Here is a 14,754-nt window from a genome sequence, read left to right as displayed (position 1 = left end):
TCGTCTGCCAGTTGGCGTACTAGGCGAGACCGTGCAGGGAGTTCTCCGCCCCGATACCGGACTCCTGTGGCCGCCGAAGACCTGGTGCGGGGAGTGGGACGAACCAGCCGGGCGCGGATTCGCCGATCTCGCCGCCGAGGGCGAAGGTGTGATTCCGCGTCCGGCAGTCGGCGAAGTACTCCTTCACCTTCTCCAGCCGCGGCCGGTTCTGGATCGGCCCGAGGGCGGTGTCCGGCTCGGCGCTCACCGCGTGGCGGCATCCTGTCCCTGCGGGGCGTGCCCGTTCGCCGCGTGGGCGAGGGGGGCGGGGCGGGGGCGCAGCATCGCGGTGAGGTCGGTGCGGCGCTTGATGTGGAGCTTGCGGTAGACGCGGGTCAGATGCTGTTCGACGGTGCTCACGGTGATGTAGAGGCGGGCCGCTATCTGGCGGTTGCTGTGGCCGCGGGCCGCGAGTTCGGCGACCCGGCCCTCCGCGTCGCTGAGGTTCGCCCGCAGCAGGGACTCACCCTCCGGCCGGGCGCCGTGCGGGGAGCGGGCGGCCGGGACGAACGGCTGCTGCCGCGGGGTGCGCGCTGCGGCCGCGGTGCGGCGCGGGGGCGCGGCCTGACCGGGGCGCGGGGTGCCCCGCCGGTCGGGCGCCGTCGCGGACCGGCCGCGCGGCGCGGCCTCCGCCTCCTTCGGCCGAACTTCCTGACGACCCGTCACCGTGTGCCGCTCGCCCAACGTCCTCAGCTCCTCTTTCCGCTGCTCGATTCCGTCCAGTTCCCGCAGTACGGCCGCCCGGTCCCGCAGCGCCCCGCACTCCGTGAACGCCGCCGCGGCCGCCTTGAGATGGGCGGGCCGCTGTTCCGCCGGGCCGCAGGCGGCGAGCGCCCGCAGCGCCTCGCCGCGCGCCCGGGTCTGGAGCGCGGTGCACCGCTCCAGCTGCGCCCGCGCCAGGGTGCGGGCGCGCTCCCGGTCGCCGAGGGCCAGGCACGCCCACGCGGCTTCGCTGCGCCACGCCACCAGCGCCGGTACGTCCATCTCCCACTCCGTCATCAGCGCGCCGATGGCGGTGAACTCGTCCAGCGCCGCCCGCGGCTGCCCCGACGCCAGATGGTGCCGGCCACGGGCGCAGAGGTAGTGCAGCCCGATCGGCGTCTCGAAGAGCGTGTCCGGCACCGGGACCCGCAGCGCCCGCCGCGCGATCTCCAGCTGTCCCGAGGCGATCCCCGCCTTGATCAAGGTGCCCAGCGGCATCCCGATGCCCACGCCCCAGCTGTCCTGCGAGGTCGTCGACAGCGCGGTGTGCGCCAGCTGGATGGACTCCGCCAACGCGCCGCGCCGCAGGGCCAGTTCCGCCCGGGCGGCGGTGAACAGCGCCTGCCAGTTCTGCGCCGGGATCCGCTGCGCCTCGGCGGCCAGCCGGCGGCAGGCCGCGTCGGCGGACTCCAGCCGGTCCGAGTAGAGGAGTGTGATCAGCGCGGAGAGCAGCACCGCGAAGCTGCGTTCGGTGAGCCGGTAGCGCCGCAGCAGCCGCTCGGCCTCGTCGGCGAGCTCGGTGTCGGGACCGGTACCGCTGAGCCGGCTCAGCAGCACCGCCCCCTGGACCTCCGGGCTCAGCGGATCGGTGAACGGCGTCGCGGGGGCCGGGCCCTCCGGCACGTCGACCGTCTCCCACCGGCCGGTCGCCGTCGGATAGCCCAGCCGCAGCCACTGCAACGACGCCTGGACATGGGCCGCCGCGCCCGGCGCGTACACCTCCGGCGCGGCGTTGATCCGCTGAAGATCCGCGACGGCTGATTCCACGTCGTCCAGCCAGAGCGGAACGGTGGCCGGTGCGCCCTCGTCCGCCCCGTCCGGGCCGCCGGGGGCGGGCGCCAGCGCCGGGAGGCCGCGCACCGCGGCGCACGGATCGGTCCGCCACTCGATGTCGAACAAGGTGGCCGTGATGGCGGCCCGCAGCTTCTCGTCGGACGGCTCCAGCTCCCGGGCGCGCACCAGGCAGTCGTGCGCCAGGTCCGGCTCGCCGCCGCGCAGCGCCGTGCGGGCGGCCTCGTCGAGGATCTCCGCGGCCCAGTCGCCGTCCGGTACGGGCGAGGCGCCCAGCAGCTGGCGGGCGATGGTGACGGGCGCGGCGCCGCCGCGGTACAGCACCTCGGCGACCCGGCCGCGCAGCGCGGCCCGCTCGGCCGGCGCCGTGTTGTCCAGCACCGCGGCGCGCGCCTTCGCGTGCCGGAAGCGGCTGCCCGACAACACCCCGGCGTTGGTGAGGGTGTTGACGGTCCGCATCAGCGCGGTGGTGTCGACACCGGCCAGCTGCGTCAGGACCCGGGTGCTCGGCGGATCGTCGAGGAGGGCGATGTACCGGGCCAGCGCCTGCGCCTCGTCGCCGCAGCGGTGCAGACACGACAGGACGGCCGCGGTGTACCCGGAGTCGACGGCCGGTGTCCCGTCCGCCGGGTCCGCCCGCCGGTTGTCGGCGATCAGCCCGTGGAGCTGCAGCGGATTGCCCGCCGTGATGTCGTAGCAGGCGTCAAAGAGCCGTTCGGCCGCCGCCGCGCCCAGGTGGTCGGTCAGCAGATCGCGTACGGCGGGCCGGGACAGCGGACGCAGCCGCAGCCGGCGGGAGTGCGGCTCCAGGGGCAGTTCCGCCTGGAGCGCGGCCGGCGCGGACGGGCGGTCGGGGGCCTCGCCCAGCACGATCAGCACCGGCTTCGTCCCGAGCCGCCGGACCACCGCCGCCAGGCACTGCAGGGAGACCGCGTCGGCGTGCTGGAAGTCGTCGATGCCGAGGACGACCGGGCCGGGCAGCCGCTCCACGGCGTCCAGCAGCGGCAGGCAGAGGGAGTTGACGACCTGCGCCGACAGTGGAAGGGAGCCGTCCGCGCCGCCCGCGGCGCACAGCTGCGCGCCGTCCGGCAGCGGCCGCTCGCCGCCGTCGCCGGGCAGCAGGGCGGCGGCGCCGCGGAACAGCTGCGCCCACACGCCGAACGGCACCAGGTGCTCGGTCCGCGACGCGGTCGCGCCGAGGTAGGTGCCGCCGCCGTGGGTGACCTGGCGGGCGAAGGTGCGCAGCAGCTCGGACTTACCGCAGCCGGTCGGCCCGGAGAGGAAGGCGAACCGCGCCGGGCCCGGCCGGTCGTGCGTCAGCAGCTGGTGGAGCACCGCGAGATCGTCCGCGCGCTCCTGCAGGGAGGGGAAGACGGCCTGGCCGTTCATCGCTGCTCATTCGGTCGTTGCGGAAAGCCGGGATATTCCTTCACGTTTCTTCCTGGGCGTCCTGGCGGCGGATCGGGGGCGAGCCGGGTGCCGGGGCGGCGCTCACAGCGGGATCCCCAGCTCACGGGCGCGGGCGATGGCCTCCACGCGGTTGCGGGCGTTCAGCTTCTGCAGCACGTTCTGCAGATAGCTCTTGACGGTGTTGCGGGAGATGAACATCGCGCTGGCGATCTCCGGGTTGCTCTGGCCGAGCGCGACCCGGCGCAGCACCTCGTGCTCGCGGGGCGTGACGAAACCGTCCACGGCGGACGCGGCCGGCTGCCGGTCCGGGGCCTCGGCCGGGCCCGGGGCGGCGGCCGTCGCGGCCGTCACCCGCTCGACGGCGATGCCGTGGCGCGCGACCGGCGCCGCCCAGTCCGGATGGCAGGTCAGCAGCGCGATCCGGGAGAGGCCGAGCGCGAGCAGCATCTCGGCGACGACCCGGCTGCCGTTCTCCCGCTCCACCCGGTACTGCGGACCGGCCACCGACGACTGCCGCCGGGCGCAGCTGTCGAGGGCGCCGACGGCACCGAAGTCCCGGCCGGTCTGCCGCAGGTAGAGCAGCACCCCGCCGGCGTCGTGCACGGTGCGGATGGTCTGCTGGAGCCGGGCCGCGCAGTCGCAGTGCAGCGCGCCCAGCACCTGGCCGCTCAGACACTCGCTGTGCACGCCCACCAGCGGCACCCGCCCGCCGCCGCCCGGCGAGCCGAAGCCGAGCGCCACGTGCTCACCGCCGTGCGACAGTCCGCTGAAGGTGAACGACGTACCGACCGCGGTGCCGCCGCCCTTCAGGCCGACCTGGAGGTCGCCGGTGGCCCGCACCCGCGGGCGGGGCGGCGGCGGGGGCAGCGGCCGCTCCCGCTCGCCGCGCGGGCGTCCGTCCGGCCGCTGCCGTTGCGCGGCCGCCGGGTTCTCCGGGCTGACGAGGGTCATCGCCGCACGCCCCCGATCGCGGCGCCGCGCAGCGGACGGCCGGCGTTCACCATGCCGAGCACGGCGTCGGCCAGCGACCTCGGGACCCGGCCGCCGCGCGCCAGCGTCGGCGTGACCAGCACCTCCGGTCCCAGCGCCCGGATCGCCTCCGCCTCCTGGGCGTCGGCGCCGTCCAGCACGAAGACGTCGCACAGATCGCGGATCAGCTCCGCGGCACCGGTGGCGGTGGCGGCCACGCCCCGTGACTCCATGAGGCGTTGCCTGCTGTCCGCCCGCCGCGCTTCGCCCGGATCCTCGAACGGCACCCGGCTGACGGTCGGGGTGACCGCCACCACCGGAGCCTGCGCCTCCCGCAGCGCCTCCCGTATGCCCGGCACCGCCAGCACCGGGCCGAGGCTCGCCACCGGATTGCTCGGCCCCAGGACGACGAGGTCGGCGCCGGCCAGCGCCTCCAGCACGCCGGGCGCCGGGCGGGCGGCGCGGACGCCGGCGTACGTCACCTCGTGCACCCGGGGAGCCGCGGCGTCCCGCACCAGGAACTCCTGGTAGCTGCGGCGTTTGCCGTCGGTGCACAACAGCTGGGTGGCGACGGGCTGTTCGGTGGCGGGCAGCACCCGGCAGCGCACGCCCATGGCCGCCGCGAGCCGCCGCGTCACCTCGGCCAGCCCCACGCCGTCGCGCAGCCACGAGGTGCGCAGCAGATGGGTGGCCAGATCGGTGTCGCCGAGGTTGAACCACACCTCGTTGCCCAGCTCGCGCAGCGTCTCCATGCACCGCCAGGTCTCGCCCTTGGTGCCCCAGCCGCGCTCCACGTCCTGGCGGCCGGCGAGCGCGTACAGCGTGGTGTCGAGGTCCGGGCAGACCCGCACCCCGTGCGCCCAGAGATCGTCCCCGGTGTTGACCACCAGGGTCAGGGGGGACGGCAGCCCCGGTGTCCCCTCGTCCAGTGCCTCGTTCAGGGTGAGCCACAGGCGCGATGCGCCGATGCCGCCGCCGATACCCACAACGTTGACCATGTCACTCCGCCTCAGCGCGCTCATTCACGGGCCGCCGGCAGCCGGCGGCTCTCAAGGACGACAGCAGGTCGGCGCGGAAGCCCGCCGACCGGATCTCACATGATCTTCCCGGTACCCCGCCCACCGCCGCAGGTCCGCCCACCACGTGGACGCGGGCTAACCGGGCACCGGACCGGCGGACCCCTTCCGGGCCGGTACGCCCGCCCCGCGCCCGCCGCGTGGGCGCGCCGCGCTCCCGCTTGCGGCGCCGGGCCTGCGCGGACGCCAGCACCGGGGCGACGGTCTCCTGCATGCCGTACAGCTGGAGCAGGGAGACCTGGAACCGCTTCTCGAACGAGACGGTCCGCTCCTCGGACACCTTCTGCGTGGCGATCACCGCCCGCAGACCGTGCGCGGTGTCCCACACGCTCTCCTCCCGCGCCAGCAGCATGCACAGCGGCGCGGGCAGCAGCCCGGCCAGCGTCGCCTGCAGGGCGGTTGCCTGACCGGCCCAGCGGGCGGCGGTGAAACCCGGCGCCAGCGCGATCGAACCGCCGCTGACCAGCGCCGACATCGACGCGTACTGCTGGGAGTTGCCGCGGAACAGCGGCAGCACGATCAGCTGCCGGTCCTCGGGCCCCATCCGCAGCCGCCCGGCGATGTTCCGCCCGGCCCCCAGATACGCGGCATGGCTGAGCGGCACCTCCTCCGCGGGGCCCGGGCCCGACGCGGCGTGCAGCACCCCGAGAAGGTCGTGCGGACCGGGGCCCGGGCCGTCGCGCTCCGGGTCCCACGGCGCGTCGGACTGCGCATCGCGCGCGGCGCCGAACGCGTCGTTGCCGTCCCCGTCGACGACCAGCAGATGGGTGCAGTCCGTCGCCTGGACGCAGGCGCGCACCGCGGTGTCCCGCAACGGCGCCTGGACGAAGGTGACCCGGCAGCGGGAGCGGGCGAGCAGATAGCCCAGCTCGTCCGGGGTGTGCAGCGGATCGCTGGGGACGAGTACGGCGCCCATCCGGGCCGCACCGAACCACAGGTCGTAGAACTCCGGGCAGTTGGCCGTGTGGACGTTGAACCGGTCACCGATCCGCAGCCCGAGCGAGCGCAGCAGCCGTGCCGTGCGGGTCGCCCGGGCGTCCATCTCGGCCCAGCTGACCGACAGCCGGCCGCCCGCCGGGGTCTCGGCGACGAGGAAGGTCTCGGCGCCGTGGCGGGCGGCTCCCTGGGCCAGTGCGGCTGCGACGGTGTCCGCGGATCTCGTACTCACGGCTGTGACTCTTGTTCGGCCACCTCACTTGGTCCGCAACGGTTCATCAAATATTGCTTAACTGCTCGCTCAAGGTGATCGCGTGGTGACGCGAAGGGGTGAATGATGAGATCATCGACACCCCGCGAAGTGCGGTTCGATCGATGCGGGGAGGCGCTTTGCCGAGCAGTGGCACGCATGCTCACGTCCTGGTGGTGGACGACGACGAGGATGTCCGGACGTTGGCCAGATGGCAGCTGGAGTCCGAGGGCTTCGAGGTGGTGACGGCCGCCGACGGTCAGGCAGCCCTCGACGCCGTCGCGGACGGACCGCCCGATCTCGTCCTGCTCGACCTCACCCTCCCGCTCGTCGCGGGCCTGGACGTCCTCACCCACATCCGGCGCCGCTCCGCCGACCTCCCGGTCATCGTCGTCTCCGGCAGGTCCGGCGAGACGGACCGCATCATCGGCCTCGACCTCGGCGCCGACGACTACGTGGTCAAGCCCTTCTCCCCGGCGGAACTCGCCGCGCGGGTCCGCTCGGTGCTGCGCCGCAGCCGCCGGGAGGCGCCCGCGCCCGCGGCCGCCGCGCCGGAGCCCGCGCCCGCGCCCGCGCGGATCCGGGACGGCCTGGTCATCGACCGTGCGACGCGGACGGTCACGGTGCGCGGCGACGCCGTGGAGCTGACCGCCCGCGAGTTCGACCTGCTGGCCTTCCTCGCCGCCTCGCCCCGCCACGTCTACACCCGCGACCAACTCCTCGAACACGTCTGGCAGTCCTCCAGCGACTGGCAGGAGCCGGCCACCGTCACCCAGCACGTGCACCGGCTGCGGCGCAAGCTGGAACGCGACCCGGACCGGCCGCACTGGCTGCGCACCGTCCGCGGCGTCGGCTACCGCTTCGAGCCCTGAAAAAAGCAGAAGGTGTCATGTTGCGCGAATTCGACCGGCGTGCCTCCCTCGGTACGGGCCCGGACACCGAGGCCATGCCGCAGCTGCTCGTCCACCACGCCCAGGTGCTGGAGATGATGGCGGAGGGCGCGCCGCTGCGGCCCGTCCTCGACGCCGTCACCGGCGCCCTGGAGGATCTGCTGCCCGGTACACGGTGTTCGGTGCTGCTCCTCGACGAACGCTCCGGACGGCTGCGCCACGGCGCGGCGCCCAGCATGCCGCAGGAGTACATCGAGGCCATCGACGGCATGGACACCGGCCCCTGCGCGGGCTCGTGCGGCACCGCCGCGTACACCGCCGTGCCCGTCGTGGTGCCCGACATCCACCGCAGCGCCCTGTGGGACGACTTCCGCCCGGCCGCCGCCATCGCCGGGGTCCGGGCCTGCTGGTCGACGCCCATACCCGGCAAGGACGGCCAGGTGCTCGGCACGTTCGCGGTCTACCACGACGACCCGCACACCCCCACCGAGTACGAACGCCACCTCGTCGAGCGCTTCACCCACCTCGCCGCCGTCGCCATCGACCACGACCGGCTCTTCGGCAGCCTGGCGCAGAGCGAGGAGCGCTTCCGCCGCGCCTTCGACGACAACGCCGCCGGGATGGCGCTGCTCGGCCTGGACGGGCGGGTGCTGCGGGTCAACCGCGCCCTGTGCGCGCTGCTGCGCCGGGAGGCGTCCGACCTGGTCGGGCGCTTCTTCCAGGATCTGGTGGAGGCCGAGGACCGCGCCTCGCTGCTGCACGGCGTCGCCGCCGAGACCGGCGAGCGGCACCGCTTCGAACTCCGCTTCCACCGCCTCGACGACGCGCCCATCGTCACCTCGACCACGTACTCCGGCGTCCGCGACGCCTACGGCAACATCGTCTCCTGGTGCGTCAACCTCGTCGACGAGACCGACCGCAAGGCCGCCGAGGAGGAGCGGCGGGCGCGCGCCGAGGCGGAGATCGCCCAGCGTCACGCGGAGGAGAACAGCCGCACCAAGTCGCAGTTCCTGACCGCGCTGGGACACGAGATCCGCACCCCGCTGCACGCCGTCGTCGGCTTCGGCGAGATGCTGCGCTCCGGCTCCCTCACCCCGGAGCGCAGCGCGGAGGCGCTGGAGCGGATGAGCTCCGCCGCGGGCCATCTGGTCGATCTCGTCGACGACCTCAGCGACGTCGCCGCCATCGAGGCCCGCGCGCTGCGGCTGCGGGCCGAGCCGGTGCCCGTCGGACCGCTCCTGGCCGATGTGCACGGGCTGCTGACCACCGCGGCACACGAGGCGTCGGTGACGTTCGACGTCGAGCTGCCAAAGGGCGCGCCGGCCGTCACGGGCGACGAACGGCGGCTGCGGCAGGTCCTGTTGAACCTCGCCACCAACGCCATCAAGTACAATCACCCCGGCGGCCGCGTCCTCCTGGGCACCGCCCCGGCCGGCGGCGGCCGGCTCGCGCTGGTCGTCACCGACGACGGGCCCGGCATCCCCCGCCACCTCCAGCACCGGCTGTTCGTCCCGTTCGACCGGCTGGGCGCCGAACGCGGCCGCAACCCCGGCTCCGGCCTCGGCCTGCACGTCACCAAGGGACTGGTCGACGGCATGGGCGGCGAACTCGCCATCGAGAGCGGCGGACCGGCCCCCGGCACCGTCGCCCGCGTCACCCTGCCCACCCCCGGCAACGCCGCCGCCCCGCCGCCCGGCGCCCCTTCCGCACCCCGGGAAGCATGACGGGACGAAGCGGGACCGTTCGCCGCGTACGACCCGCAACGCCCGTTCGCCGTACGGGAATTGCGCGTACACTTCGCGGCGGCAGCGGCGCGGCGCACCCGGTGTGCCCGCCGCGCAGGCCGCCGGGGCAGCCCCCGGCGCGCCGGGGCCGGGCGGGCCCGCCACCGCAGTCACCTCGGAAACCGGCACCGGCCCACGGCCGCGCCCTGGGCGCGTGCCGTGCCGGACGTACGCCGGCACGGCGGAGCCGGGGCGCCACGCCGCACCCGGCGCAGCTCCCGAGCCGTCCGCCGCCACCGGCCGCCGCGCCGTCCGGCCCTCCGGGCCACGGACGCGGGCGGCCCGAACCCACCACACCGAATCAGGGAGCCGACCCGCTCCGGCGCACGACCGGGACGGTCGCCGACCCGACCCAGACGAAGGGGGAGCGGCGTTGGCCCGCCACCTGCTGATCGTGGACCCGGACGGGGTCGACGGACACCGCACCATCGCAGAAGCCATCCAGGCGGCCCGCAGCGGCGCCGTCATCAGCGTGCGGGCCGGGCGCTACGAGGAGAATCTCGTGGTGACCAAGATGGTCACGCTCGTCGCCCACGAGGCCGGGGCGGCCGTCGACATCGCGCCCCGCACCGGCAGCGCCGTCCAGGTGCTGGCCGAGGCCGTCAAACTCTCCGGACTGCGGCTGCGCAGCGACGACACGGAACTGCCGGTCGTCGATGTGCCGCGCGGTCAGGCCGCCCTGGACGACTGCGAGATCACCGGTGCGTCCTGGACGGCGCTGCTCTCCCGCGAGGAGGGCTCCCTGGCGATGCGCAACTGCCATGTCGTCAACCAGGCGGGCGCCGGCATCGTCGACATCTCCCGCGCCCCCAGCATCATCGAGAACTGCCTCCTCGAACGCCTCGGCAGCTCCGGCGTGGTGATCGGCGAGGACGCCGACCCGGTCGTGCGCGGCTGCACCGTGCGCGACGCCCGCGGCAACGGCGTCCTCGCCAACGGCCGGGCCCGCGGCACCGTCGAGGACTGCACGGTGACCACCACCGGCAAACCGGCCGTCGCCCTGGAGGAGGACAGCGCCACCCGCCTCGTCCGGTGCCGTCTGCGCGACACCGTCATCGGCCTGCACCTGTCCACCACCTCCCAGGTCACCGTCGAGGAGTGCACGGTCGGCGCCACCTCCAGCCACGGTGTGACGCTCGGCGGGGACACCGACCCGGTCCTGCGCGGCGTACGCGTCGAGCGCAGCGACGGCCACGGCATCGTCGTCACCGGCCACGCCCGCGGCACCTTCACCGACTGCACCGTCGAGGACGCGGCGGGCTCCGGCGTGGTGACCGAGGAGTCCGCCGCACCGGTCCTGACCGGCCTCACGCTCCGCGGCTGCGCGGCGGAGAGCCTCTCGCTCGGCGGGGACGGCGCGGCCCGGGTGGACCGCGCCGAGATCACCGCGGCGAAGGGCACCGCCGTCCTCATCGACGGCGAGGCCGCACCGGTGCTGCGCCGGGTGAGCGTCACCGACCCGGAGGGCCACGCGCTGGAGGTGCGCTCCACCGGCCGCGCCCAGATCGAGGACGGGGAGCTGACCGGCGCGGGCCGGTGCGGCGTCGCGCTCGCCGAGGGCGCCCGGCCCACCCTCCAGGCCACGACGGTCCGCGGCGCCGCACGCGCCGGGATCCTGGTCGGGGCGCGGGCCGCCGTCACCCTCCTCGACTGCGAGATCGCCGGCGCCGGGGACGACGGCATCGCCCTCGAAGAAGAGGCCGAACTGACCGCCGTCCGCACCTGGGTGCACGGCGCCAAGGCCAACGGCGTACGCGTCGGCCCGAAGGCGCGCGGCGCGCTCAACGGCTGCCGGCTCACCGGCAACACCGGGGACGGCGTCCGCGCCGAGACCGGCAAGCGCGTCCGGGTGACCGGCTGCACCGCCACCGGCAACGGCGGCGCGGGCGTCCGCCAGACCGCACCCGACGGCGAGATGAGCGTCGAGGACCTGACCAGCGCCGACAACGCCGACCCGGACATCTGGGGCGAGGCCGCGGCCGCCGCGGGCCCGGGCGGCGGCGCCGACACCCAGGGGCCGCTGGCCAAGCTCGACGCACTCGTCGGCCTGCAGGGCGTCAAGGAGCAGGTCACCATGCTCGTCAACCTCAACCGGCTGGCCCGGCGCCGCCGCGAGGCCGGGCTGCCGGTGCCCCAGAACTCCCGCCATGTGGTCTTCGCGGGCCCGCCCGGCACCGGCAAGACCACCGTCGCCCGGCTCTACGGCTCGATCCTCGCCACGCTCGGCGTGCTGCGCTCCGGCCATCTGGTGGAGGTCTCCCGCGCCGATCTGGTCGCCAAGTTCGTCGGCGGTACGGCGCTGAAGACCACCGAGGTCTTCGAGAAGGCGCTGGGCGGCGTCCTCTTCATCGACGAGGCGTACACCCTCACCGCCCAGGAGGGCAGCGGCGCCAACTTCGGTCAGGAGGCCGTCGACACCCTCGTCAAGCTGATGGAGGACCACCGCGACGAGGTGGTGGTCATCGCCGCCGGCTACACCTCCCAGATGAGCAACTTCCTCGACTCCAACCCGGGCCTGGGCTCGCGGTTCAGCCGCACCATCGAGTTCGAGAACTACACCGTCCCCGAGCTGGTCACCATCGTCCGCAAGCAGTGCGAGGCGCACCGCTACACCCTCGCCGAGGAGACGGAGAAGGCGCTCGCGGTGCACTTCGGGCGGATGCCCAAGGACGAGTCGTTCGGCAACGCGCGCGCCGCCCGCAAGGTCTTCGAGGAGATGGTGGACCGGCAGGCGTTCCGGCTGGCGGAGCGGGCCGAGGTGTCCCAGGAGGACCTGACCGCCTTCGTCCCCTCCGACGTCGGCGAGCAGGCGGCCGCCGCGGTCGGCGCGGGCACCGCGGCGCAGGACAGCGGGGCGCTGGACGAGGTGCTGGGCCGGCTGCGCGCGATGACCGGTCTGGAGGCGGTCAAGAACGAGGTCGAGGACCTGGTCAACCTCCTCGGCACGGCCCGCAGGCGGCAGGCGGCCGGACTGCCCGCCACCTCCGTCGGCCACCACCTGATCTTCGCCGGGCCGCCCGGCACCGGAAAGACCACCGTCGCCCGGCTCTACGGCGAACTCCTCGGCTCCCTCGGGGTGCTGCCGCGCGGCCAGCTCGTGGAGGTGGCCCGCGCCGACCTCGTCGGACGGTACGTCGGCCACACCGCCCAGCTGACCCGCGACGTCTTCGCCCGGGCCCGCGGCGGCGTCCTCTTCATCGACGAGGCGTACACCCTCACCCCGTCCGGCGGCGCCTCCAACGACTTCGGTCAGGAGGCGGTGGACACCCTCGTCAAGCTGATGGAGGACCACCGCGGCGACGTCGCGGTGGTGGCCGCCGGATACTCCGGTGAGATGGCGCGCTTCCTCGCCTCCAACCCGGGCCTGGCCTCCCGCTTCTCCCGCACCGTCCACTTCGAGGACTACACCGCGGGTGAACTCCTCGCCATCGTCCTGGGCACCTGCGAGCGGGACGGCTACGAGTGCGTCCCCGAGACGGTCGAGGGCCTGCGCCGCCATTTCGAGGAGGTCGAACGCGGCGAGGACTTCGGCAACGCCCGCTACGCCCGCAAGGTGATGGAGGCGATGGTCACCCGCCAGGCGAGCCGGCTGAGCCGGATGCCGGACGCGGGCCTGGACGAGCTGCGCAGGCTGCTGCCGGAGGACCTGGCGAGCGCCCACCTGTGAACGGCCCGGCCCGCGCTCCCGGATGCCGCCCGCCGGCTGAACTCCCCGCCCATACCCCCCACTTGTAGGTGGCGGGCGCCCTGCGGGGCTGGGTGAATGGGAGGGCGTGGCGGCCCCTGCCGTCGTGCAGCGGACCGGGTGCGGGGGTGCCCGGTCGGTGCCGCCGCGCCCCGGCGCCCCGGGAGGGCGGGGGATGGTTCGCAACGGAAGTGGGGAACGCCGCCGGTGGACAACTGCCCTGAGAACGCCGCCCGGTTCACCGTCCGGGGCCGCGCCGGGAGCCGGCCGCCCGGCGCCCGGCGGACCCTGGCGGCCGCCGCCGCCCTCGGGCTGCTGGCCGCGGGCGCGGCACCGGCGGCGGCCGCGGACCCGGGGGGCGACGCGCCCGCGCTGCCGCAGATCCCCCGGGTGCTGGACGGCAAGGGCTGCACCAAGCCGTCCGCGAAGAGGACCCCGGCGCCGCCGTGGCAGCAAGAACTCCTGCGGCCCGAGCTGGCCTGGGACCTCACCGAGGGCGACGCCACCACCGTCGCCGTGGTGGACACCGGCGTGGACGCGTCCGCGCCCGCCCTCGCCGGGCGGGTCAAGGCGGGGCCCGATGTGGTCTCGGGCGGCTCGGCCGGTACGGACTGCGTCGGCCACGGCACCTTCGTCGCCGGGCTGATCGCGGCGGCGAAACCGGCGGACGTCGGCTTCGCGGGGGTCGCGCCCGGCGCCCGTGTCCTGGCCGTCCGCGCCTCGTCGCACGACGGCACCATCACCGCCGACCACCTCGCCGCCGGCATCGACGCGGCGGTGAAGGGCGGTGCCACGGTGATCGACGTCCCGGTGGCCCTGGCGTCCGGCAGCGCGAAGCTGACGGCGTCGGTGCGGGCGGCCCGCGCCAAGGACGCGCTGATCCTCGCCCCGGCCTACGGCGATCAGCAGCAGGACCGGGGCGCGGCGGCGCCCGCCGCCTACCCGGCGCAGCTGCCCGGTGTGGTCGCCGTGGCCGCTCTCGCCCCGCCCGACGGCCTCCCCGACCGGCAACTGCCGCCGCGCACCGCACCGGCGCTCGCCGCCCCCGGCGACAACGTGCTGAGCATCGGCCCGCGCGGGGAGGGCCACTTCGTGGGCAGCGGCGCCGACTACGCCTCCGCGTTCGTGGCCGGCACGGCGGCCCTGGTCCGCTCCTACCGGCCCGATCTGACGGCCGACCAGGTCCGTACGCGGTTGCAGCGGACGGCCTACGACCAGGGCGCGGGCCCGCTGGCCGGTGCGGGGACGGTGGATCCGGGGCCGGCGGTCAGCGCCAACCTGAGCGCCGCGCGGCACGGCGCGGGCGGGGACGACGCCATGGCGCTGCGGATGCCCGCCGCGCCGTCCCGCGCCGCCGCGCACCGCGCCTGGATCATCGCCGGCGCCTCGGCCGCCCTGCTGGCGCTGGTGGGCCTCGTCGCCGTGGTCGTACCGCGCGGCAGGCGCCGCGGCTGGCGCCCCGGCCGGTTCACCGTCGGCACCACGGGCGGTGCCGCGCCCGCCGAGGACCCGTCCGGCACCGGCGCGGTGGCTTCCGGCGCAGGGGCCTGAGAACGGACTGCGGGGCCTGAGAACGGAGTACGGGTGCGCCCGGGGCGGAACCGCCCCGGGCGCCTCTCTTTTCCCGCGGGCGGTGAGGACGCGGCGCCGTCACCGGGCCATGGGCGCCGGGCCGAGGGCCCGTGCCGAACCGCGCGGTGACGGTGCGCTCGCACCGTACGGAGAAGAATTCTTTCCGGCCCCCACCCTCTTTCAGCCGCCGCTTCGCGCCATCTCTTTCCTCTTCCTCCATCGATATCGGAGCCGCAGACCCTCCACCTGGGGGTGGCATTTTCCGGATTCGCCGCGGAGGAATATCGCGGTGGTCGGAGAAAGGGGGAAGAAATGTGCGCCGGGGATGCGAAGCGAACGGTTCAATGTGCAAGAGCAAAGCCCCGCGCGG

9 protein-coding genes are annotated in these 14,754 nt (G+C 75.1%); 4 read left to right on the top strand and 5 right to left on the bottom strand.

The genetic code is table 11. The annotated features are described in order from the left end of the window. Positions 1–19: 19 nt before the first annotated feature. The 5 genes from ABT345_RS10125 to ABT345_RS10105 all read right to left on the bottom strand — a co-directional run bounded on the left by ABT345_RS10125 (position 20) and on the right by ABT345_RS10105 (position 6,435). Positions 20–247: a hypothetical protein gene (locus ABT345_RS10125; RefSeq protein ID WP_345088090.1), complete on the bottom strand. Its 228-nt coding sequence runs from the start codon at positions 245–247 to the stop codon at positions 20–22. After that, positions 244–3,201 (bottom strand): helix-turn-helix transcriptional regulator, encoded by a 2,958-nt coding sequence (locus tag ABT345_RS10120; protein WP_345088087.1) that lies wholly within the window; start codon positions 3,199–3,201, stop codon positions 244–246. Before ABT345_RS10120 ends, ABT345_RS10125 begins: the two co-directional genes overlap by 4 nt. Before the next feature lie 102 nt (positions 3,202–3,303). Then, positions 3,304–4,173 (bottom strand): LuxR C-terminal-related transcriptional regulator, encoded by an 870-nt coding sequence (locus ABT345_RS10115; RefSeq protein ID WP_345088084.1) that lies wholly within the window; start codon positions 4,171–4,173, stop codon positions 3,304–3,306. Beyond that, positions 4,170–5,189 (bottom strand): 2-phospho-L-lactate transferase, encoded by a 1,020-nt coding sequence (gene cofD / locus ABT345_RS10110; protein ID WP_345088082.1) that lies wholly within the window; start codon positions 5,187–5,189, stop codon positions 4,170–4,172. The genes ABT345_RS10115 and cofD overlap by 4 nt, the downstream gene beginning before the upstream one ends. A 1-nt stretch (position 5,190) precedes the next feature. Beyond that, positions 5,191–6,435: an AMP-binding protein gene (locus ABT345_RS10105; protein ID WP_345088080.1), complete on the bottom strand. Its 1,245-nt coding sequence runs from the start codon at positions 6,433–6,435 to the stop codon at positions 5,191–5,193. A 158-nt stretch (positions 6,436–6,593) separates the two neighbouring features. On the opposite strand from ABT345_RS10105, the gene ABT345_RS10100 reads away from it, so the two are divergent. The 4 genes from ABT345_RS10100 (at position 6,594) to ABT345_RS10085 (ending at position 14,363) form a co-directional block, all read left to right on the top strand. Continuing rightward, positions 6,594–7,325, top strand: coding sequence for a response regulator transcription factor (locus ABT345_RS10100; protein ID WP_345088078.1), 732 nt, complete (start codon positions 6,594–6,596; stop codon positions 7,323–7,325). A 17-nt stretch (positions 7,326–7,342) separates the two neighbouring features. Continuing rightward, positions 7,343–9,067 (top strand): ATP-binding protein, encoded by a 1,725-nt coding sequence (locus tag ABT345_RS10095; RefSeq protein WP_345088076.1) that lies wholly within the window; start codon positions 7,343–7,345, stop codon positions 9,065–9,067. 433 nt (positions 9,068–9,500) lie between these two features. Beyond that, positions 9,501–12,794: a right-handed parallel beta-helix repeat-containing protein gene (locus ABT345_RS10090; protein WP_345088074.1), complete on the top strand. Its 3,294-nt coding sequence runs from the start codon at positions 9,501–9,503 to the stop codon at positions 12,792–12,794. A gap of 225 nt (positions 12,795–13,019) precedes the next feature. Next, complete coding sequence (locus tag ABT345_RS10085; protein WP_345088072.1) at positions 13,020–14,363, top strand: S8 family serine peptidase; 1,344 nt, start codon at positions 13,020–13,022, stop codon at positions 14,361–14,363. Positions 14,364–14,754: the final 391 nt, after the last annotated feature.

The organism is Streptomyces sp. NPDC000404 (assembly GCF_040300365.1).
GTDB lineage: Bacteria > Actinomycetota > Actinomycetes > Streptomycetales > Streptomycetaceae > Streptomyces > Streptomyces ramulosus.
This window is presented reverse-complemented; position numbering and strand designations above follow the sequence as displayed.